Consider the following 20232-nt stretch of genomic DNA (forward strand, 5'->3'; position numbering starts at 1 on the left):
TGGCTAGAGCGCGTGCGCCATCCCGGCGCAGGCCTTCAGCCACGACATCTTGGTGTCCTCCGAGAGCTGGGAGTACTGGACCGTGGACCCCGCGACGAGCACCGGGTCGAACGGGACCCGGTAGACCCCGCGGGTGCGCTGCTGGTAGACCTCGGTGAGGTCACGAGCCAGGTTGGTGTCGACCTTCGGGGACGGGTCGGAGAGCACGGTGATCGTCTTCAGCTTGAGGTCGGCGTAGCCCGACTCCTGGAGCGCGTCGAGCATCCACAGGCCGCTGTAGCCGGTGTCCTCGCGCACCGTCGAGGTCACCACCAGCAGGTCGGCGGTGTCGGCGGCGGCCAGCCAGTTCTCGGCACGCATGTTGTTGCCGGTGTCGACCAGAATCACCTTGTAGAAGCGCTCCAGGAGCTGGTGCACCTGCCCGAAGTCGTCGGCGTGAATCTGGCCGGTGACATCGGGGCGCTCGTCGGAGGCGAGCACGTCGAAGTGAGCGTCACCCTGGGAGCGTACGAACGCACCGAGGTCGCCAATGCGGGACTGGTGGACGTTGTTGAACGCGGCGAGGTTGTCGAGCAGCTCGCGGGTGGTGTTGCGGTGGGTGCTCCGCATGCCGCGGATGCCGAGGGTGCCGCGGGTCTCGTTGTTGTCCCAGGCGACGATCCCGCCACCACGCACGGTGCCGAAGGTGTAGCCCGCCGCCAGCACGCCGGTCGTCTTGGCGGCACCGCCCTTGGGGTTGATGAAGACGATGGTGCGAGGCCCGTCGAAGTCGCGCTGGATCATCGCCCGGTCCTGCTCGTAGGCGACCTCGTCCTGGCCCATCTTGGGGCTGATCAGCCCACCGGACATCTTGCGGATCGCGCCTCGCCAGCCCCAGGTCGCGGGACCGAACCCGGCCGACTCCGCGCGCCGGTCGAGGAAGTCGGTCGCGCTGGGGACCTCGAGGCCGTGGACGGCCGGAGGGGGCGGCGTCACCGCCACCGGAGGGGGCGGGGCGGGTGTCGTGGTGACCTGTGGGTTGGTGATGCGAGTCGCCTCCTGACTCGGGTCGGGCTGGGGCTGTGCTGGGGGCGTCGGCGGCCGTCCCGCCGTCTGCGGCGGAGGCGGCGTCACCCAGTGCGAGGGTGCTCCGGTCGGCCGGGTGCGCGAGTCCGGCTCGTCGTAGGGGTTGTTCTCCTGCGTCATGCGCTCTCCGAATACGGGTGCTGGGTTACGGCCTCCATCTCAGCCTTGGGTCCAAACATACGGTCCCGACCGAAGCAATCGTCGATAACCGGAAAACACACGCGTCGCGCCGCACCCTGAAATGACGCTACGCCTGCCCGGAACAGTCCCGGACAGGCGTACGTCTCATGCCGATCAGGCCTTGGCGAGGTCCTTCGCGACCGCGGCGAGCACACCGTTGACGAAGGACGGCGAGTCGTCGGTCGACAGCTCGGTCACCAGGGCGGTGGCCTCGCTGATCGCGACCTCGGCGGCGACGTCGCCGTCGATGAGCTCCCAGACGCCGAGGCGGAGCACGTTGCGGTCGACCGCGGGCATCCGGGTCAGCGACCAGTCCTTGGCGAAGGCCGAGATCAGAGCGTCGATGCGCTCGGACTCGGCGACCACACCACGGACGAGCTTGACCGTGAACGGGTTGTTGGGCACCTCACCCTCGCGGATCTGCTGGTCGAGCAGATCACCTGCGGAGAGTCCACGGGCCTCGGCGGCGAAGAGCAGGTCGAGCGCGCGCTTACGGGCCTTGGTGCGGGCGGTGGCGACGTGAGCCACAGGTCAGCCCTTGACGCGGGAGAGGTAGGAACCGCCCTCGCGGGTGTCGACCTTGATCTTCTCGCCCTGCTCGATGAAAAGCGGCACCTGGATCTCGGCGCCGGTCTCCAGGGTGGCGGGCTTGGTGCGGCCGGTGGCCGAGTCACCCATGACCCCGGGCTCGGTGTAGGAGATGACGAGCTCGACCGACGGCGGGAGCTCGACGAAGAGCACGCGACCCTCGTTGGTGGCCAGGATGACCTCCTGGTTCTCCAGGAGGAAGCCGGCGCTGTCGCCGATGATCTCCGGGTCGACCTCGACCTGGTCGAAGTCGGCGACGTCCATGAAGACGAAGTTGGAGCCGTCGTTGTAGAGGTACTGGAACGAGCGGCGGTCGACCGTGGCGGTCTCGACCTTGGTGCCGGCGTTGAAGGTCTTGTCGACGTTCTTGCCCGACTCGACGTTCTTCAGCTTGGTGCGGACGAAGGCCGGACCCTTGCCGGGCTTCACGTGCTGGAACTCGACCACCTGCCAGAGCTGGCCCTCGATCTTCAGCACCATGCCGTTCTTGAGGTCGTTCGTCGTCGCCATAACCGTCCGTCAGCCTTCGTCTCTTTGACCTGCACCGATGCAGGCTTCATTTGTCAATGTCCCTGGGGCCCGAAGGGCCTCGGAGAATCCTATCCGCGAGTCCGCACAGGGCCGAATCAAGCAACGACCGCGGTCTTACCGGCGAGATCCACCAGCGACAGTACGCCGACGGCCAGCGCCACCGCGCGCAACACCCACAGCGTGGCGCTCCCCACTGCCCCGGTCTGCGGCGGAACGGGCCAGGCGGTCAGGATCCATCGCTCCGCGACGACGGTCAGGGCGGCACCGTACGCCGCGGGAACCGCCACGAACGCCAGCACGGAGACCAGGGCCGGCTGGAGCAGGCTGAAGTCGACGCCGTCGGTGTGGACGATGATGTTGCCCACTCCGACGCCGGCGGCGAGGGTGACGCTGAGGACGCGGAACCACCAGGGCCCGAACAGCAGCCACCGGATGATCAGGTAGACCACCGCGCCGACGACACCGAGCACCGTGCAGACCACGACGAGGTTCAGTGAGCCGTCCAAGGTGAACCGGCCCATCTCGAACCCGTCGTCGCTGGTGACGCCGTCGGCCTCCGGACTGAGCCGGACGAGCAGGTACATCACGACCCGCCCGCCGACGCCACCGATCAGCGCGCCGAGCACCCCGCCCGCGAGCAGGACGGCGAGGACCCGCGCGAGACCTGCCGCCACCCGACCCATGTGCTCACGGTGGCCCCGGAAGCCGTCCTGTCAGGAGTCAGGGCGGCGGCGATCGCCAATATGGGTCAGGTCAGGCGTCGGTGAGCTTCGCGGCGATGACCGAGAGCGCCTCGTGGTAGCCGTCGATGCCCTTGCCCGCCACGACCGCGGCCGCGTGCGGGGTGATGACGCTGGTGTGCCGGAAGACCTCGGGCCGCTCGAGCGGCTCGGAGATGTGCACCTCGACGAGCGGGGCGGTCAGCTGCGCGCAGGCGTCGTAGATGGCGTAGGAGTAGTGAGTCCAGGCGGCCGCGTTGAGCACGACCGGGACGCCCTTGTCGGCCGCGGCGTTGAGCCAGTCGACCATGTCGCCCTCGTGGTTGGTCTGACGTACGTCCACGGCGAAGCCGAGCGCATGACCCCAGTCGACGCACATCGCGGCGAGCTCGTCGTGGGTGGTGTGCCCGTAGATCTCGGGCTGACGCTTCCCGAGTCGTCCGAGATTGGGACCGTTGAGGACCAGGACCGGTTGCAGCTTCTTGCTCACCGGGTCATCCTGTCACGAACCAAATCTAAGCGGTCACTTATATTGTGCGACACTGGATCCGACACCCAAGACTCCGACACGAGGATGCCTGATGAACGAGCTCCGCACCAGCACCCAGGCGCGCGGCGACCGTAGCCGTGCCCGTCTGCTCGATGCGGCGGTCCAGGCCTTCTCCGCCAAGGGGTTCCACGGCACCAGCACCCGCGACATCGCCACGGCGGCCGGGCTGAGCCCGGCCGCGGTCTACGTCCACCACCGCTCCAAGGAGGAGCTCCTGCACGCGATCGCGGTGCGCGGCCACGAGGTGATCCTCGAGGCGGTCACCGAGGCGACCCGCGCCGACGCCACGCCCGCCGAGCGGGTCGCGGCCGCCGTACGGACCTATGTCCTCTTCCACGCGCGCTCCCACACGACGGCCCGGGTCATCAACTACGAGCTCGCCGCGCTGACCGAGGAGCACTTCCGCGAGATCGCGGGGCTGCGCCGCGCCATCGACACCGTCATGCGTGAGGTCGTCGAGGAAGGCGTACGCAGCGGCGACTTCGACACCCCCGACCCCGCCAAGGCCGCGACCGCCCTGCTCTCCCTCGGCATCGACCTTGCCCGGTGGTACCGCGACGACGGCTCCTGGACCCCCGATGCCCTCGCCGACTTCTATGCCGACCTGGCGCTCCGCGTCGTCGGCGTCCGACCCTGACCCCTACACGAAGCACCCGAGGAGATAGCACCGTCATGCGCCGCACCATCTACACCGAGGACCACCAGTCCTTCCGCGAGACCATCCGCTCGTTCATCGAGAAGGAGGTCACCCCCGTCTACGAGGAGTGGTACTCGGCCGGGATCGTTCCCCACGACTTCTACCTGAAGCTCGGTGAGCTCGGCGTGTGGGGCATCCAGGTGCCCGAGGAGTACGGCGGCGCCGGGATCGAGTCGTTCAAGTACTCCGCGGTCATCACCGAGGAGCTAGCCCGCGCCGGAGTCTCCTTCGGCGGTTCGAGCACCCACGTCGGCCTCTGCCTGCCCTACCTGCTCAAGCTCGGCACGAAGGAGCAGATGGAGCGCTGGATGCCCGGTTTCGTCGCCGGTGAGGAGATGTGGGCGATCGCGATGACCGAGCCGGGCACCGGTTCGGACCTGGCCGGGATGACGACCAACGCCAAGCTCACCGAGGACGGCAAGCACTACGTCCTCAACGGCGCCAAGACCTTCATCACCGGCGGCGTCAACGCCGACCGGGTGATCGTCTGTGCCCGCACCGCGCCGGCCTCCGCCGACGACCGGCGTGGCGGGATCACCCTGCTCGCCGTCGACACCTCGCTCCCGGGCTACGAGGTCGGCCGCAAGCTCGACAAGCTCGGGCTCAAGGTCTCCGACACCGCCGAGCTCTCCTTCACCGACGTGCACGTCCCGGTCGAGGACGTCCTCGGCGAGGTCGGCAAGGGCTTCTCCTACCTCGGCCAGAACCTCCCCGTCGAGCGCCTCGGCATCGCTGTCGGCGCCTACGCCCAGGCCGCGGCCGCCGTCGAGTTCGCCAAGGCGTACGTCCACGACCGCAAGGTCTTCGGCACCACCGTCGCCTCCTTCCAGAACACCAAGTTCGAGCTGGCCGCGTGCAAGGCCGAGGTCGACGCCGCCGAGGCCGTGGTCGACCGCGCCATCGAGGCCGAGGACGCCGGCACCCTGACCGCCGCCGAAGCCGCCTCTGCCAAGCTGTTCTGCACCGAGGTCGCCCACCGCGTCATCGACCGCTGCCTCCAGCTCCACGGCGGCTACGGCTACATGAACGAGTACCCCATCGCCCGCCTCTACGCCGACAACCGCGTCAACCGGATCTACGGCGGCACCTCCGAGGTCATGAAGCTGATCATCGCCAAGGACATGGGTCTGTGAGATGAGCGTCAGGCGGGCTGGGGCCCCTCCGAAGGTCCAGCCCGCCTGGTCTCCCCCTCTGCCAGTCCCAGCTCGGCGATGTAGTCGTTGAGCCAGACCACCGCCTCGGAGACCGAGGCCAGTACGTCGAGCCCTTCCGCCGCCTCCTCGTACAGCGAGTCCCATCGCGCACCCGGCGACAGCAGCGGCGGCCAGTCGTGCTCCTGACGAAAGGCGAAGAGCCGCTCGGTCACCGTCGCGACCAGCTTCGGATCCGTCGCAGGAACGATCAGCTGAAGGTCGACGAGGTCGTGGGCTCGTTGGCTCCGCGGAGCGGTGCAGGCGTGGATCTTCTGAGCGATCTGATGAGGGAGCGGCTGGACCCGGACCGCGGCCGGCTCCGGGAGGCCGAGTGCGTCGAAGATATCCAGAACCTCCGACGACATCACCATCTCGGGCGGCTCGTTCGTCGTCGCCTCGAGCTCGTCGTACCCGATCTCCAGGTCGATCGCCTTGAACGTCTTGCGCGCGAACTCAAGCCGCACCCGGAAGGGTTGCATGACGTACGCCGCCGGAACCGACTCGGGCGCACGCCGTTCGCCCATCGTCACCTCGCCGGTGAATCCATGCCAGCCCACGCCAAGACGGTCCGCAAGCTCATCGCGGAACACATCGAGGTCACCTCGATAGGCGGCATCGACGTCAGGAGTCTCCCGGGTGAGCCGCTCGCCGAAGCGCAGCTTCAGGCCCGTGCCGCCTTTGACCGCCGCAGCGGGCAGCATCTGCGCAAGCACTACATTCGCAACCAGCGCCACCAGCCGCTTCTGGGAGATGCCGCGCTCTGCGGCCAGGACCGTCGTCGACCGGATGAGGTCACCGACCCTCCTCGGCTGTGCTCCACCCATCCGCCGCCTCCAGTTCCGAGATGATCTGCTGCGCCTCGTCGTGGTCGACCAGGCCCCGCGCCGACGCCGAAATCATTGCATCGACCAGTCGTGTCTCCATCACCTTGCCACGACAGGCGAGCACAGCGGCACCGACACGCATCGAGGGGATCCCCTCGATATCGCCCCGGAAATGTGTGGGTACATGCTTTCGAACGACCTGGACTGTTGGAGGCAGCCGCTTGCGGACTCGAGCGGTCGTGGCGACCTTGATCCGGCGCACGTTGATCTGCCCGAGGTCGTACGCAGCCAGCACCGACTCGTCTGCCAGGACAGCATCCGCGCCGACCAGCGCCACCGCGGCCGCGAACTCGTCCAAGTGCCCAGGCGCGACCTCAGCCATCCGATACACGCCCTGACCCAGTCGGATCAGAGCTCCGCGGGACGCCAGCTTGCGCACCTCGACCGCGGGCACGCCGCAGGATTCCGCCTCCGCAAGTGTGATGACCCCATGGGTGTCGAAACCCAGCTCACGCAGCACGCTGCGATAGCTCATCGGTGACCACCTCCGTCAAAAGCGTACCGGATTCGGTGCGCTTTTGCCCGAGGATCGGGTTCGGTGAGGACGTACGCTCAGTGCATGACGCCGCGCGAGGACGAGAACCGTCGCCTGCTGCGGGCGCGTGACGCGATGGACCGGCACTACGCCGAGCCGCTCGACGTCGCCGCGATCGCCCGGGTCGCGCACGTCTCGCCGGCCCACTTCAGCCGCCGGTTCAAGGCGGTCTTCGGCGAGACGCCGCACCGTTACCTGCAGCGGCGCCGGATCGAGCGGTCGATGGCGCTGCTGCGGGACACCGCGACTCCGGTCACCGACGTCGCGGTCACGGTCGGTTTCACCAGCCACGGCACCTTCAGCCGTACGTTCCGCGACATCGTCGGCACCTCCCCGAGCGACTACCGTGCCCGCGCCGTCAGCCCCGCCGTGCCCGGATGCGTGGCCCGTGCCTGGATGCGGCCGGCGAGCTGAGCAGTTTCGGAGAAGCGCCGGCGACGAGGACGTCGCAGACTGGTCGCGTGCTGACCAACATCAACATCACCGGAATCTACGTGCTCGACCAGGACGAGGCGCTCGACTTCTACGTCGGCAAGCTCGGGCTCGAGGTCGGGAGCGACGTCGACATGGGCTTCATGCGCTGGCTCACCATCCACCTCCCCGGCGACCCCGACCATCAACTGCTGCTGGAGGTCCCCGGCGGCTCCCCCGCCCACAGCACCGAGACCGCCACCCAGCTGCGCGACCTCGTCACCAAGGGCGCGATGGGCGCTGTCGTCATCTTCAACACCGACGACTGCCAGAAGCTCTACGAGGACCTCTCCGCCCAGGGCGTCGAGTTCACCCAGGAGCCCATCCGGCAGCCCTACGGCATCGACTGCGCACTCCGCGACCCGTTCGGCAACCACATCCGCGTCACCCAGCGCGTCGAGGGTCCCGTCGAGGTCACCGACGAGGACATCGCGCGCTGGTCGGGGAAGTGAGGCTCAGCCTCCGACGACCGCGTACGCCTCGCGCAGCTGCTCCTCGGTCGGCCCGGTGAGGATGCGGGGGTCGGCGAGGTCGTGGAGGACGAGGAAGCGGAGCACGGAGCCGCGGGCCTTCTTGTCGACGCGCATGGCACCGATGAGGTCGTCGAAGCCAGCGTCGATGCCGAGCTCCTTGACGGTGGTCGGGAGCCCGACCTTCGCGAAGGTCGGCGCGTGCCGGGCGGCGACGTCGTCGGAGAGGACTCCGGCGAGGCGGGCGAGCTCAGCGGCGTACACGCACCCGACGGCGACCGCGTCGCCGTGGCGGATCGAGAAGCCGGAGTGCTTCTCGAGCGCGTGCGCGAGCGTGTGCCCGTAGTTGAGCGTCTCGCGGCCGGGGTGGCCGTCGGCGCCGCCGGTCTCCTTCAGGTCGGCGGCGACGACCTCGGCCTTGACCCGGATCGCGCGCTCGACCAGCTCAGCGAGCACGGGCGAGGAGGCAGTGATCTTGTCCGTCTCGTCGACCAGGCGCAGGATCTCGGGGTCGGCGATGAAGCCGCACTTGACGACCTCGCCGAGCCCGGCGACCAGGTCGGCCTCCGGCAGGGTCTGGAGCAGCCCGAGGTCGCACAGCACACCGGCGGGCTCGTGGAACGCACCGACGAGATTCTTCCCCGCGCCGGTGTTCACGCCGGTCTTGCCGCCGACCGCGGCATCGACCATGGCGAGCACCGTGGTGGGCACATGGACCACGCGTACGCCGCGCAGCCAGCCGGCCGCGACGAACCCGCCGAGATCGGTGGTGGCACCGCCGCCGAAGGTGACGACGGCGTCGGAGCGGGTGAAGCCCCGCTCCCCCAGCGCCTCCCAGCAGTCGTTGGCGACCGCGACCGTCTTCTGGTCCTCACCGCTGGGCAGCCCGAGGCCGAGCACGTCGTAGTGCTTCAGCAGCTCCTCGAGCACCGGCTCGGCGTACTCGGCCAGCTCGGCGGCGTAGAGGAACGCGACCCGCTCGACGCTCTCACCCAGGAGGCCCTGGAGCCGGCCGGCGAGGCCGGAGCCGATCACGACGTCGTACGCCGCGGCGCTCTCGACCCTGATGACGGTGCTGTCGGGGCGGTCGGGCTGGGTCACTTCTACTCCGTGGTATTCAGCGCGGTCAGGGCGGTGGCGAGCTCGGCGGCGACGTCGTCGGCCGAGCGGCCGTCGGTGTCGACGACGATCGTCGCGACCGACTCATAGATCGGTGCGCGCTCCTCCAGGAGCGCCTTGATGCGGCCGCGTACGTTGCCGAGCAGCAGCGGACGGCCGGAGCCGAGCCCGACCCGCTTGACCGCGTCGGCGACACCCACCCGCAGGTAGACGACCGTGTGCTCCTTGAGGAGGATCTGGGTCTGCTCAGCCAGGACGGAGCCGCCACCGAGGGAGACGACGCCGTCATGGGAGGCGAGCGCCGATGCGACGGCGTCGGCCTCGACCGCGCGGAAGTGTGCCTCACCCTCGTCGACAAATATGTCCTGCACGCTCTTGCCGGCAGCCGCCGCGATGTCGTCGTCGGTATCGCGCAGAGCGACCCCGAGGCGGGACGCGAGCAGCGACCCGACGGTCGACTTCCCGGCGCCCATCGGGCCGACGAGCACGACAGCCGGCATCAGACGTACCTCAGGTTCGCGAGGTAGGACTCGGCGTTGCGCTTGGTCTCGGCGACCGAGTCGCCACCGAACTTCTCCAGCGCGGCCTCGGCCAGCACAAGCGCGACCATCGCCTCGGCGACGACGCCGGCGGCAGGCACCGCACAGACGTCGGAGCGCTGGTGGTGGGCGACCGCCTCCTCGCCGGTGGCCACGTCGATGGTGCGCAGCGCACGCGGCACGGTCGCGATCGGCTTCATCGCGGCGCGCACCCGCAGGACCTCGCCGGTCGACATGCCGCCCTCGGTGCCGCCGGAACGCCCGGAGGCCCGGCGGATCCCGTCGGCGGAGGGAACGATCTCGTCGTGAGCCTTGGAGCCCGGAGTCGCGGCGAGCTCGAACCCGTCACCGACCTCGACACCCTTGATCGCCTGGATGCCCATCAGCGCACCGGCCAGGCGCGCGTCGAGGCGCCGGTCCCAGTGCACGTGCGAGCCGAGGCCGGGCGGAAGGCCGTGGACCACGACCTCGACGACGCCGCCGAGGGTGTCGCCTTCCTTGTGTGCCTCGTCGATCCGGGCGACCATCTGCTTGGAGCCGTCGGGGTCGAGCACCCGGACCGGGTCCTCATCGAGCCGGGAAACATCCTCGGGCGCGGGCACCTCGCGGCCCGGCGTACGGACGCCGCCGATCTCCAGGACGTGCGACACCAGGCGGACGCCGAGGGCCTGCTCGAGGAAGGCCGAGGCGACGGCGCCGAGCGCGACGCGGGCCGCGGTCTCGCGGGCCGAGGCACGCTCCAGGATCGGGCGGGCGTCGTCGAAGTCGTACTTCTGCATCCCGACCAGGTCGGCGTGACCGGGCCGCGGCCGGGTCAGCGGCGCGTTGCGGGCCTGCTTCTCGAGCACTTCGGCCGGGACCGGGTCGGAGGCCATCACGGTCTCCCACTTGGGCCACTCGGTGTTGCCGACCTCGATCGCGACCGGACCGCCTTGGCTCTCCCCGTGACGTACGCCGCCGGTGATTCGCACCTGGTCCTTCTCGAACTTCATCCGGGCACCGCGGCCGTAGCCGAGCCGCCTCCGGGCCAGGGCATCAGCGATGTCGTCAGAGGTGATCCGGACGTGGGCGGGCAGACCCTCCATCACGGCCGTCAGAGACGGACCATGGGACTCGCCCGCAGTGAGCCAACGCAACATGGAGTCAGTCTTTCATCCCGGCCACGCAACCCTGTGCACCCGGCCTCAAAGCGAGACGGCGAGCACCCCGACGAGCATGCCCAGAATCATGAACGGCCCGTACGCCAGGGGCTCGCGCATCGCCGTGCGCGAGCGTCGTGCGACGGCACGTCCGATGCCCCAGACGCCGAAGATCGCCAGCCCGGCCCACAGCCCGAGGGCCAGCTGCTCCCAGCCGAGGCGACCGAGGACCAGGCCGACGAGCGCCGCGAGACGTACGTCCCCGAAGCCCATCGCGTGCGGCACCAGCCGCCACAGCAGCCAGAACACCGAGCGGGCGATCACCAGGCCGGCAAGGGCTGCGAGAGCGGTCGCGGTGTCACGCGTGCTGAGCCACTCGATGGCCAGCAGACCGAGCCCGACCACGGTGGCCACCAGGATCGGCACCTTCGGCAGCCGCTGGACGCGCCAGTCGATATAGGCGAGCAGTACGCAAAGAGGTAGGAGCGGCACCAGCGCCACCATCAGCCGAGAGGGCTCCACCCGCCAGGCGAGCAGCCCGGCGAGCGCCGCCGAGATCACCACCGCCACCGGCAGGAGCCGCGCCCACCCGGCCACGGTCGCATAAGAGACCGCCGGTGGGTCGTCGACCGGCTCGGGGAGACGGCGAAGCAGTGCCGGCACGCCGAGAGCGAGCAGACCGGCGACGGCCGCACTCACCAGCACGACCGCCCCAGGGCTCATGCCGGTGACGGCTCCACGATGCCCAAGGCCTTCTCCCCCGCTGCCCGCATGGCGCCGAGCGGCGCCGGACGGCCGGTGAAGATCTCGAACTGCAGCACCGCCTGGTGCACGAGCAGGTCCAGGCCGCTGACGGCCACGCCGGGTGTGACCGCGAGCAGCGGCGAGGGCCACGGGTCGTAGACGACGTCGAAGACGACCGGCGTCGACGCCCAGCGGTCGACGAGCTCTGGGGTCTGCGCCTTCGCGGGAATTGTGGAGACGACCACGTCCGCGCCGTCGACCGCTGCTTCCAGCGGCTGCACCGAGACGACCGGCTTGCTGCGGTGACGCGAGATCATCTCGATCGTCTCCCCCGCCGCGCCCGGGTTCCGGGCGAGCAGCGTGATCCGCGAGGCGCCGAGCTCGGCGAGCGCGAGCCCGGTCGAGGCCGCCGTGGCACCAGCACCCAGAACCACACCGTGCGAGCAGGAGAACCCGTCACCGGCCCGCTCCCGGATCGCCGCGACCGCGCCGGGCAGGTCGGTGTTGTCCCCCACCCAGCCGTGCGAGGAGCGCACCAGGGTGTTGACCGCCCCCACGAGCCGCGCCCGCGGCGAGATCGACCGCGCCAGCTCGTACGCCTCCCGCTTGAGCGGCATCGTCACCGACAGCCCCCGCCACCGGCTCGGCGGCCAGTTGCCACCGAGGTCGGCGACATAGGAAGCCAGACCGCCGGCGGCCACTCGAGTGGACGTGTAGGACCAGTCGGACATCTCCAGCTCGGCGTACGCCGCCTGGTGGAGCGCCGGGGAGAGCGAGTGACCGATCGGGTCACCCAGGACAGCACACTTCACGCAGGTCTTCTCCTCAGCAGCTCTTGGACTTCGACGACTCGCAGTAGGCCTTGTACTCGGCCTTGTACTTCAGGAACTGGTCGTAGTTCTTGGCGAACTTCGTCTCACCGGTCTTCAGGTTGACGGTCACGTAGTAGTACCAGTCACCCTCGGCCGGGTTGAGCGCCGCCTGGATCGCATCGTCGCCCGGTGCCCCGATCGGCCCCGGAGGCAGGCCCTTGTTGGTGTAGGTGTTGTAGGGCGAGTCGACCGTCTGCACGTCGACCCCGCCGAGCTCGGTGCTGCCGGACTTCCCGAGCGCATAGTTCACCGTCGCGTCGATCTGCAGGAAGCCCGCCTGGCCGGCCGTGCCGGGGTTCTCGACCCGGTTGTAGATCACCCGGGCGATCTTGGCCATGTCGTCACCGCGACCCTCGGCCTCGACGAGGGAGGCGACGGTCATGATCTGCTCGGCCGTACATGCCTTGCCGCCGCCACACTTGAGCTGCTTGGCGCGGGCCTCGATGTCGTTGTCGCCGAGCGCCTGCTCCCACCGGTCGACCATCATCGACAGCATCTCGGTCGGCGTGGCGTCGGGCGGGAAGGCGTACGTCGCGGGGAAGAGATAGCCCTCGACATTGCCCTTGGCGTAGTCGGGCAGGCCGATCGCCTCGGTGTCCTGGGCGGCCTTCTTGAACTCGGCCGGCTTCTTCCCGGTCTTATCGGCGAGCACCTTGTAGATCGCCTTGGCGCGCGACCCCTCGGTGATGGTGACGTTGACCGTGTCGATGTTCTCCGGGTTGGCGAGGATCTCGACGGCGTCGGCGGCCTTCATCTGCTTCTTCAGCGGGTAGAACCCGACCTGGACGGTCAGCCCCTCGGCGTTGGCCGCCTCGATGAAGGCATCGACCGACTCCACCACGCCGACCTCCTTCAGGCTGCGGCCGACGGCTGAGACGGAGTCGCCCTCGTGCACCTCGAAGGAGACCGGGTCGGTGCCGGGTCCGGGGTAGTCGGCGGGCGGCGCGACCATGTCCCTGACGTAGTCGATCGCCCGGTCCCCCACGAAGTAGAACCCACCGAGGACCACCGCCATGGCCACCAGGACGGCCAGACAGCCACCGAAACGTCGCTTGCGCTTGGGCGGCTTCTCGTCGAAGTAGGGATCGTGATCTGCGGGACCACCCTCGAAGAACGCCGGCTGCTGCTGGTAGCTCGGCCCGCCGTAGCCGCCCGGACGCTGCTGCGGCTCCTGCCGGCCGTAGCCCGGCGGGGGTGTCCCGGCACCGGGCACCGGACGGGGCCCCGGGCGTCGACCCGGCTGGCCCTGCTGCTGCGGCGGCATCTGACCCGGCATCTGACCCGGCATCTGACCCGGCACCTGGCCGGGCATCTGCGGCGGCATCCGCCGTGGGTCTCGGGGATCCTGCGGCGGCTGCTGCCGTGGCGGATGGCCACCGCGCGGATCGCGACCATATGACCCCTGGCCAGGGCGACGCGGGTCGCGCGGGTCCGGGGGGTAGTAGCGCTCACTCAATGACCGACCTCAACGATCTCTCCAGGCGCGGTCCCCGAAGCGCGCTCACTGTCCAATGCGTGTTGCAGGATCACAACCGCCGCGGCCATGTCCACCACGGCTCGGCGGTTCTGGCCCTTGCGACCTCGGTCTCGGAGCATAGCCTCCGCGGAAACGGTTGTAAGTCGTTCGTCGACGAGGCGTACCGGGACCGGAGCCACTCGTCGCGCCAAGGACGCGGCGAAGTCCCGGACCTTAGCAGTCGCTGGGTTCTCCCCTCCCTTGAGGGACCGGGGCAGCCCGACGACCACCTCGAGCATCGTCGACTCCTCGGCGATCTCGGCGACGATCTCCTGCAGACGCGCCAGGTCTCCGCGGCCCTTCTTCACCGTCTCGAGCGGCGTCGCCAGGAACCCCGTGGGGTCACTCCTGGCGACGCCGATCCGGGCGTCGCCAGGATCGAGACCGAGGCGCACGCCGTGGCGCATCAGGCTTGCGCTACCAGCGTCGCGACCATTCCGAGCGCCGTGTCGATCTTGGAGACATCGGTGCCACCGCCCTGCGCGAAGTCCGGCTTGCCACCGCCACGACCGCCGACGACCGGCGCGAGCTCCTTGATCAGGTCACCCGCCTTGACGCCCTTGGCGATGCCGGCCGGGTTGACCGCGGCCACGATCGCCACCTTGTCGTCAGCGTCGCCGACGAGCACGACAGCCGCCGGAGCCTCACCGAGCCGGGAGCGTACGTCCTGGGCGAGCGTGCGAGCGTCGCCGCCGCCCACCCCCGGGACCCGCTGGGCGACGAGCTGGACGCCGTTGACGTCGACCGCGGTGGCCGCGATCGAGCCACCGGAGGCGAGCAGCTGTGCCGTACGCGCCCGGGCGATCTCCTTCTCGGCGGCCTTGAGCCGCTCCATCAGGTCGGAGACCCTGCCGACGACGTCGTCGGACTTCGTCTTGAGCAGCAGGTTGAGCTCGGAGACCACGTCGCGCTCACGGGCGAGGTAGTTGAAGCCCTCGACGCCCGTGTAGGCCTCGATGCGCCGGTTGCCGGAGCCCACGGAGGCCTCCGAGGTGACCACGACGGTGCCGATCTGGGCGGAGTGGTCCACGTGGGTGCCCCCGCACAGCTCACGCGACCAGGGGCCGCCGATCTCGACGACGCGCACCTTGGAGTCGTCGTAGGTCTCGCCGAAGAGCGCGATCGCGCCCCACTCCTTGGCCTGTGGCAGGGTCATGTAGTCCCACGCGACCGGCAGATCGGCCCGCAGCGCGTTGTTGGAGACCTCCTCGATCTCGTGCATCTGCTCGGGCGTGAGGCCCTTGGTCCAGCCATAGTCGAGACGCAGGTAGCCGGGGCGGTTGTAGGAACCCGACTGCAGTGCGGTCGGGCCGAGCACCTCCCGCAGCGCCGCGTGTACCACGTGGGTGCCGGAGTGGGCCTGGCGGGCGCCGAGACGCCACTCGGGGTCGACCTGCGCGTGCACGAGGCCACCCCCGTGGAACTCGCCGTCGACGACCCGGACCTGGTGGACCACGAGACCCTTGACCGGCCGCTGCACGTCGACGACCTCGAGCCGGCCACCGTCGAACTCGATGATGCCCGCGTCGGCGGACTGACCACCGGACTCGGCGTAGAACGGGGTGCGGTCGAGGACGATCTCACCGATCTCCTCGGGGCCGAGCACGTCGACCCGCTTGCCCTCCTTGAGGAGAGCGATCGGCTTCGACTCGGTGTCGAGGGTCGTGTAGGCCTGCCAGTCGGTCGGCCCGTTGGCATCGAGGATGCCGCGGTAGACCGACACGTCGGCGTGCTGACCCTTTTTGGCGCGCGCGTCGGCCTTGGCCCGCTCACGCTGCTCGGTCATCAGACCGCGGAAGCCCGGCTCGTCGACCTCGAGGCCCGCCTCGGCCGCCATCTCGAGGGTCAGGTCGATCGGGAACCCGTACGTGTCGTGGAGCTGGAACGCCTTAGCGCCGGTGAACGTGGTGGATCCGCTCGACTTCACCTCGGTCGCGGCCAGGTCGAAGATCTGGGTGCCGGCCGCGAGGGTCTTGCGGAAGGCCTCCTCCTCGGCGTCCGCGACCCGCTTGATCCGGTCCCAGCCGGTGTGCAGGTCGGTGTAGGTCTCCCCCATCTTGTCGCGGGAGATCGGCAGCAGCTCGGGCATCGCCGGGTCCTCGTAGCCCAGCAGGCGCATGTTGCGGATCGCGCGGCGCATCAGCCGCCGCAGGACGTAGCCGCGGCCCTCGTTGCCGGGGGTCACCCCGTCGCTGATCAGCATCAGCGAGGAACGCACGTGGTCGGCGACGACGCGGAAGCGCACGTCGTCCTCATAGGTGGCGCCGTACTTCTTCCCGGTCAGCTCCATCGCCTTCTCGATGACCGGGAAGACCACGTCGGTCTCGTACATGTTCGCCTTGCCCTGCATCAGGTAGGCGACGCGCTCGAGTCCGAGCCCGGTGTCGATGCCGGTCTGCGTCAGCGGGCCGTCGATGTCGACGTCGTACTTGGACCGCGCCGCGACGACGTTGTCCTGCATGAAGACGAGGTTCCAGAACTCCAGGTAGCGGTCGCCGGCGTCCCAGTCACGGTCGGCACCGAACTCGGGGCCCCGGTCGATCAGGATCTCCGAGCACGGGCCGCCGGGCCCGGGCACGCCCATGGACCAGTAGTTCTCGCTCGGGGGCAGCCGGACGATGCGGTCGTCGGGCAGGCCGGAGATCTTCTTCCAGAGCGCGACCGCCTCCTCGTCGCCGTTGAGCACCGACGGGTAGAGGGCCGACTCGTCGAAGCCGAAGCCACCGTCGGCGACCGACTTGGTGACCAGCTCCCAGGCGAGCGTGATCGCGCCCTCCTTGAAGTAGTCACCGAAGGAGAAGTTGCCGCACATCTCGAAGAAGGTGCCGTGCCGGGTGGTCTTGCCGACCTCCTCGATGTCGGGCGTGCGGATGCACTTCTGCACCGACGTCGCCCGGTCGTAGGGCGGAGTTGCCTGCCCCAGGAAGTAGGGCTTGAAGGGAACCATGCCTGCGTTGACGAAGAGCAGGTTGGGGTCGTCGAGCAGCAGCGATGCCGACGGCACCACCGTGTGCTCGCCGACACTCGTGTTCTCGGCGAAATGCGCCGTGAAACGGCGGCGGATCTCCGCCGTGCTCAACCACTCCATCAGGGGTTACTGCCTTCCATGTTCTGCCTCGGGTCCTCGGTTGGCCCGTTCAATCCAAGTTTCTGCTGACCGGCACCGTTGGCGCCAATCTGTTTCGGACCAGCGGTCCTGGCTTCGATCCACTCGCGCAGCTCGAGCTCCTTCTCGGCCTTGCCGGTGGCCAGCTCCTCGCGGAAGATCCGCGCGCCGACCCCGAGCGCCTGGGCTCGGTCGCGCAGGCCGTCGGCGGTGAAGGCCTCTGCGGCCCGCCGCCCCTTGACCACCGCGTACACGCCGGCGCCCGCGCCGACCACGAACCAGATCGCACCCCTCATCGGGAGTCCTCCATACGTACGTCCTCGTCAACTGCCGCGCGCTGGCGCGCACGGTATTCGCGCAGCGCCTCGCGCATCTCGCTCTTCCGGTCCTTGCGTGCCCGCTTGACCTCGCGGTGCATCTCGTAGCGGATCTTGAACCGCACCTCGGGCGAGAGCGCCCGGCGCACCCCGTGGACCAGCGCGGCGCCGTGCACCACGGTCTCCCGGAACACGGCGTCCGCGAAGGCGGGTGCGGTCAACGTACGCTGCACCACCTGCTCGACCTCGGCAGGCTCGCCGTCCTCCCCGAGGGAGGTGATCACATACTCCCTCTCGGCCAGGTCCCGGCGCCGTCGCCGGCCGACCGGCTCGGGCGGGGTCAGCCGCTTCTCCAGCGCCTCGAGCCGCTCGCGCAGCTCGGCCTCGCTGGCCTCCGCCTCCTCGAGCCGGCGCCGCGCGGCGCGGCGCGCCCGGAGCGCGAGCAGCACGGTCGCCAGCGCGATGAGGACCAGGACCCCCACCGCGGTCAGCGTCGCCACCAGCGCCCACCCGGGCATGCTCGAGTTCGTCATGGTGCGCCTACCCTATCCATCCTGGCCGCGCACGATTTTCCGGACACGCTCCCAACGTTCCTTCACTCCGGCCTCGGCTCCGTGGGTGGTCGGCTGGTAGTACTCCGCTTCGGCAACCGCGTCCGGCGCGTACTGCTGCGTCGCGATGCCGAACGGCTCGTCGTGGGCGTACTTGTACGCCTTCCCGTGCCCGATCTTCTTCGCGCCCTCGTAGTGGGCGTCGCGCAGGTGCGGCGGGACGTTGCCGATCTTCCCGGCCGCGACGTCGGCGCGCGCGGCGAAGATGGCGTTGGTGACCGCGTTGGACTTCGGCGCGACCGCGAGCGCGATCGTCGCGTGCGCCAGGGTGAGCTGTGCCTCCGGCATCCCGATCAGCTGCACCGTCTGCGCCGCGGCGACCGCGGTCTGCAGCGCCGTCGAGTCGGCCAGGCCGATGTCCTCGGAGGCGAGGATCATCAGCCGGCGGGCGATGAAGCGCGGGTCCTCCCCCGCCTCGATCATCCGCGCCAGGTAGTGCAGGGCGGCGTCGGCGTCCGAGCCGCGCACCGACTTGATGAAGGCGCTGACCACGTCGTAGTGCTGGTCACCCTGCCGGTCGTAGCGCACCGCCGCCTGGTCGACGGCCCGCTCGGCGGCCTCGAGGGTGATCTCTCCCTCGGATGCGGCTCCCGCAGCCGCCTCCAGATAGGTCAGCGACCGGCGCGCATCACCGCCGGCGAGGCGGACCAGATGGTCGAGCGCGTCCTCGGCGATCGTCACCGACCCACCGAGCCCGCGCTCGTCCTCCAGAGCCCGAAGGAGTACGCCGCGGATGTCGTCGTCGGTCAGCGACTCCAACCGCAGCAGGAGCGAGCGGGACAGCAGCGGCGAGATCACCGAGAAGAAGGGGTTCTCCGTGGTGGCGGCGACCAGCGTGACCCAGCGGTTCTCGACGCCGGGCAGCAGCGCGTCCTGCTGCGCCTTGCTGAACCGGTGCACCTCGTCGACGAAGAGCACCGTCTCCTTGCCGGTCGCGACCAGCTGGGCGCGGGCCGCGTCGATCGCCGCCCGGACCTCCTTGACACCGGCCGAGACGGCCGAGACCTCCACGAAGCGGCGGTCGGTGGAGCCGCTCACGATCGAGGCGATGGTGGTCTTCCCGGTCCCCGGCGGCCCCCACAGCAGCAGCGAGAGCGACTGTCCGCCCTCGACCACCTGGTGCAGCGGCGACCCGGACGCCTTGAGCGAGCTCTGGCCCACGAGCTCCTCGAGCGTACGCGGCCGCATCCGCACCGCCAGGGGCGCGGCCGCATGGTCGCTGTGGCTCAGCGACCCGCCACGCGAGGCGCCCGCGGCAGCCCCCATCTCAAACAACCCGTCCACACGCCAACCCTAGTGGCCGGCACCGACAGGCTCAGCCGACAGGGGTGGGGGTCAGGTGAGGCGTACGCGCGGGTCGAGCACGCTGTAGAAGAGGTCGACCAGGAGGTTGGTGACCACGATGATCAAGGCAGAGATCAGCGTGGTCGCCTCGATGACCGGCAGGTCGCTCTGGCTGACCGCGTTGAGTGCCCGGAGACCGAGGCCGGGGATGCCGAAGATCAGCTCGGTGAAGATGGTGCCCGTCAGCAGTGCTCCGAAGTCGATGCCGAAGATCGTCACGATCGGCACGACGGCCGCGCGCAGGGCGTGCTTGTTGACGATCCTGCGCTCGTGAAGCCCCTTGGCTCGCGCCGTGCGGACGTAGTCCTCGTTGAACGCCTCGATCATCGACCCGCGGGTGAACCGGGCGTACTTGGAGGAGTTCACCAGGCCGAGCGCGAGCCAGGGCAGCAACAGGCCCCACGCCCACTTCAGCGGTGAGTCGGTCAGCGGTGTGTAGCCCTCCTGCGGGAAGATCCCGGCCTGGACCGCCAGATAGAGGAAGGCGAGCAGGACGAACAGGTAGTACGGGATCGACTCGATCACCAGGGTCGCACCGATGACCGCCTTGTCCGCCGAGCTCCCTCTGCGTCTGGCCGCGAACATCCCGATGGGCACACCGATGATCAGGATCGTGACGCCCGCGCCGACCGCGACCGAGACCGTCGGCCCGATCCGGTCCTTGATGTCGTCCCAGACATTGACCCGGTAGATGAAGCTGACCCCGAAGCACGGGGCCTCACAATCGTACGACTCGGAGCCGAAGGCGATCTCGCGACCCTGGAAGATGCCGGTCATGTACTCGGTGTACTGAACATGGAGCGGCGCATCCAGGTTGAGCGCCTCCCGGATCGCGTCCTGACGCTCGGCGGTGCACTTGGGCTCCGGGCACATCGCGTCCGCCGGGTCGCTCGGGCCATAGGTGAAGAGCGCGACGACCGCCACCGAGATCACGAACAGCACGAGCACTGCCGAGATCAACCGGCGTACGACAAAACCGATCATGGACCGAACGACTCACTTCCTGGAAGACAGCTCACGGGCTCGACGCCCCGGGTGGGCC

At 69.4% G+C, this 20232-nt stretch carries 23 protein-coding genes; 4 read left to right on the forward strand and 19 right to left on the reverse strand.

Translation table 11 applies throughout. The annotated features are described in order from the left end of the window. Positions 1–3 precede the first annotated feature (3 nt). The 5 genes from ACFU7D_RS09805 to ACFU7D_RS09825 all read right to left on the reverse strand — a co-directional run bounded on the left by ACFU7D_RS09805 (position 4) and on the right by ACFU7D_RS09825 (position 3573). Positions 4–1185: a MinD/ParA family protein gene (locus tag ACFU7D_RS09805; protein ID WP_378726028.1), complete on the reverse strand. Its 1182-nt coding sequence runs from the start codon at positions 1183–1185 to the stop codon at positions 4–6. A gap of 174 nt (positions 1186–1359) precedes the next feature. After that, the gene (gene nusB, locus ACFU7D_RS09810; RefSeq protein ID WP_378726030.1) at positions 1360–1773 is read right to left on the reverse strand and encodes a transcription antitermination factor NusB; all 414 of its coding nucleotides are present in this window, start codon (positions 1771–1773) and stop codon (positions 1360–1362) included. 3 nt (positions 1774–1776) lie between these two features. Further along, a complete protein-coding gene (efp, locus tag ACFU7D_RS09815; RefSeq protein WP_091041298.1) occupies positions 1777–2343 on the reverse strand; it encodes an elongation factor P in 567 nt (188 codons plus the stop codon). 116 nt (positions 2344–2459) lie between these two features. After that, entirely contained in the window at positions 2460–3047 is a 588-nt protein-coding gene (locus ACFU7D_RS09820; RefSeq protein ID WP_378866321.1) for a hypothetical protein, read from the reverse strand. A 70-nt stretch (positions 3048–3117) separates the two neighbouring features. Continuing rightward, positions 3118–3573, reverse strand: coding sequence for a type II 3-dehydroquinate dehydratase (locus ACFU7D_RS09825; protein ID WP_378866324.1), 456 nt, complete (start codon positions 3571–3573; stop codon positions 3118–3120). Between the two features lie 91 nt (positions 3574–3664). On the opposite strand from ACFU7D_RS09825, the gene ACFU7D_RS09830 reads away from it, so the two are divergent. Together ACFU7D_RS09830 and ACFU7D_RS09835 are read left to right on the forward strand one after the other, a co-directional pair. Next, entirely contained in the window at positions 3665–4270 is a 606-nt protein-coding gene (locus tag ACFU7D_RS09830) for a TetR/AcrR family transcriptional regulator (protein WP_378866327.1), read from the forward strand. A gap of 35 nt (positions 4271–4305) precedes the next feature. Next, on the forward strand, positions 4306–5463 hold the full coding sequence (locus tag ACFU7D_RS09835) for an acyl-CoA dehydrogenase family protein (protein WP_378726039.1): 1158 nt from the start codon (positions 4306–4308) through the stop codon (positions 5461–5463). Positions 5464–5471: 8 nt separating this feature from the next. Here ACFU7D_RS09835 and ACFU7D_RS09840 read toward each other — a convergent pair whose 3' ends face one another. Then, positions 5472–6347: a nucleotidyl transferase AbiEii/AbiGii toxin family protein gene (locus ACFU7D_RS09840; RefSeq protein ID WP_378866330.1), complete on the reverse strand. Its 876-nt coding sequence runs from the start codon at positions 6345–6347 to the stop codon at positions 5472–5474. Continuing rightward, on the reverse strand, positions 6316–6882 hold the full coding sequence (locus ACFU7D_RS09845; RefSeq protein ID WP_378866333.1) for a type IV toxin-antitoxin system AbiEi family antitoxin domain-containing protein: 567 nt from the start codon (positions 6880–6882) through the stop codon (positions 6316–6318). Before ACFU7D_RS09845 ends, ACFU7D_RS09840 begins: the two co-directional genes overlap by 32 nt. A gap of 84 nt (positions 6883–6966) precedes the next feature. Here ACFU7D_RS09845 and ACFU7D_RS09850 point away from each other — a divergent pair, with 84 nt between their 5' ends. Next, positions 6967–7356 (forward strand): helix-turn-helix domain-containing protein, encoded by a 390-nt coding sequence (locus ACFU7D_RS09850; RefSeq protein ID WP_378866336.1) that lies wholly within the window; start codon positions 6967–6969, stop codon positions 7354–7356. 47 nt (positions 7357–7403) lie between these two features. Continuing rightward, the gene (locus tag ACFU7D_RS09855) at positions 7404–7865 is read left to right on the forward strand and encodes a VOC family protein (RefSeq protein ID WP_378866339.1); all 462 of its coding nucleotides are present in this window, start codon (positions 7404–7406) and stop codon (positions 7863–7865) included. 3 nt (positions 7866–7868) lie between these two features. Here the strand turns inward: ACFU7D_RS09855 and aroB are convergent, their stop codons facing one another. From aroB to ACFU7D_RS09915, 12 genes are all read right to left on the reverse strand, one after another. Then, on the reverse strand, positions 7869–8984 hold the full coding sequence (gene aroB / locus ACFU7D_RS09860; protein ID WP_378866342.1) for a 3-dehydroquinate synthase: 1116 nt from the start codon (positions 8982–8984) through the stop codon (positions 7869–7871). A 2-nt stretch (positions 8985–8986) separates the two neighbouring features. Then, positions 8987–9502, reverse strand: coding sequence for a shikimate kinase (locus tag ACFU7D_RS09865; RefSeq protein ID WP_378866345.1), 516 nt, complete (start codon positions 9500–9502; stop codon positions 8987–8989). After that, positions 9502–10680: a chorismate synthase gene (gene aroC, locus ACFU7D_RS09870; protein WP_378866348.1), complete on the reverse strand. Its 1179-nt coding sequence runs from the start codon at positions 10678–10680 to the stop codon at positions 9502–9504. The genes ACFU7D_RS09865 and aroC overlap by 1 nt, the downstream gene beginning before the upstream one ends. A 45-nt stretch (positions 10681–10725) precedes the next feature. Next, a complete protein-coding gene (locus tag ACFU7D_RS09875; RefSeq protein WP_378866351.1) occupies positions 10726–11403 on the reverse strand; it encodes a prepilin peptidase in 678 nt (225 codons plus the stop codon). Further along, positions 11400–12236 carry a shikimate dehydrogenase gene (locus tag ACFU7D_RS09880; protein ID WP_378866354.1) on the reverse strand — a complete coding sequence of 279 codons (837 nt, stop codon included), beginning with the start codon at positions 12234–12236 and terminating at the stop codon, positions 11400–11402. The genes ACFU7D_RS09875 and ACFU7D_RS09880 overlap by 4 nt, the downstream gene beginning before the upstream one ends. A gap of 13 nt (positions 12237–12249) precedes the next feature. Next, positions 12250–13620, reverse strand: a complete 1371-nt coding sequence (gene mltG, locus ACFU7D_RS09885; protein WP_378866358.1) for an endolytic transglycosylase MltG — start codon at positions 13618–13620, stop codon at positions 12250–12252. Positions 13621–13748: 128 nt separating this feature from the next. Further along, positions 13749–14219: a Holliday junction resolvase RuvX gene (ruvX, locus tag ACFU7D_RS09890; protein ID WP_378726062.1), complete on the reverse strand. Its 471-nt coding sequence runs from the start codon at positions 14217–14219 to the stop codon at positions 13749–13751. Next, positions 14219–16891, reverse strand: coding sequence for an alanine--tRNA ligase (gene alaS / locus ACFU7D_RS09895; RefSeq protein ID WP_378726092.1), 2673 nt, complete (start codon positions 16889–16891; stop codon positions 14219–14221). The genes ruvX and alaS overlap by 1 nt, the downstream gene beginning before the upstream one ends. 8 nt (positions 16892–16899) lie before the next feature. Beyond that, entirely contained in the window at positions 16900–17214 is a 315-nt protein-coding gene (locus ACFU7D_RS09900; protein WP_378726064.1) for a DUF6167 family protein, read from the reverse strand. Further along, positions 17211–17768: a hypothetical protein gene (locus ACFU7D_RS09905; RefSeq protein ID WP_378866361.1), complete on the reverse strand. Its 558-nt coding sequence runs from the start codon at positions 17766–17768 to the stop codon at positions 17211–17213. Before ACFU7D_RS09905 ends, ACFU7D_RS09900 begins: the two co-directional genes overlap by 4 nt. Positions 17769–17780: 12 nt before the next feature. Further along, positions 17781–19112: a replication-associated recombination protein A gene (locus ACFU7D_RS09910; protein WP_378726093.1), complete on the reverse strand. Its 1332-nt coding sequence runs from the start codon at positions 19110–19112 to the stop codon at positions 17781–17783. A 69-nt stretch (positions 19113–19181) separates the two neighbouring features. After that, on the reverse strand, positions 19182–20174 hold the full coding sequence (locus ACFU7D_RS09915) for an ABC transporter permease (protein ID WP_378866363.1): 993 nt from the start codon (positions 20172–20174) through the stop codon (positions 19182–19184). Between the last annotated feature and the right edge of the window lie 58 nt (positions 20175–20232).

Origin of the sequence: Nocardioides sp. NPDC057577, from assembly GCF_042801335.1 — a bacterium.
Lineage (GTDB): Bacteria > Actinomycetota > Actinomycetes > Propionibacteriales > Nocardioidaceae > Nocardioides.